This window comes from Streptomyces sp. NBC_01551 (assembly GCF_026339935.1).
Taxonomy (GTDB): domain Bacteria; phylum Actinomycetota; class Actinomycetes; order Streptomycetales; family Streptomycetaceae; genus Streptomyces.
In genome coordinates this window covers 1-621 of sequence record NZ_JAPEPX010000024.1, presented here as the reverse complement: position 1 = coordinate 621, position 621 = coordinate 1, and the positions used below count along the sequence as shown (strand labels likewise).

Here is a 621-nt window from a genome sequence, read left to right as displayed (position 1 = left end):
GTCCCTGCACGCCGTCGGCGCCTCGAAGCTGCGCGTCCGGCTGTCGAAGGCCGGACCGGACACGGTGTCGCTCGCGCTCGCCGACGGCGCCGGACAGCCCGTCGCCGACATCGCCGCGCTCACGCTGCGCACCGTGTCGGCCGAGCAGCTCGACACGGGGGCAGGCGGCCCCCACGACTCCCTGTTCCAGGTGACGTGGACCCCGCTGCCCCTCCCCGGCCTCGCCGACGACTCCGACCCGGCCGACGACTCCGACCTTGCCGACGACTCAGCCGCGGCCGGCGAGCACCGGCTGGTCCTTGACGGGCCGTCCGCCGACGAGGCCCTGGAAGCGGCGCTCGACACCCACGCGCCCGTCCCGGGCACCGTCCTCGTACGCCTGCCCGCAGCGTCGGAGCTCACCCCCGAGGCCGTCCACACGGCCACGCACGGCGCGCTCCGCCTGCTGCGGCGCTGGCTCGCCGACGACCGGCTCACCGACAGCCGGCTCGTCCTCCTGACCCGGGGCTCGGTCGCCGTCCGCACCGGCGACCGAGTACCCGACCCCGTTCACGCGGCCGTCTGGGGCCTGGTGCGCTCCGCGCAGTCCGAGCACCCGGGCCGCTTCGTCCTCGTCGACAC

At 76.5% G+C, this 621-nt stretch carries 1 protein-coding gene; it reads left to right on the top strand.

Going from position 1 to position 621, the window contains the following annotated elements:
* Positions 1-621, top strand: a 621-nt coding sequence (locus OG982_RS30900) for a hypothetical protein (RefSeq protein ID WP_266950289.1), incomplete at both ends; no start/stop codon positions are given.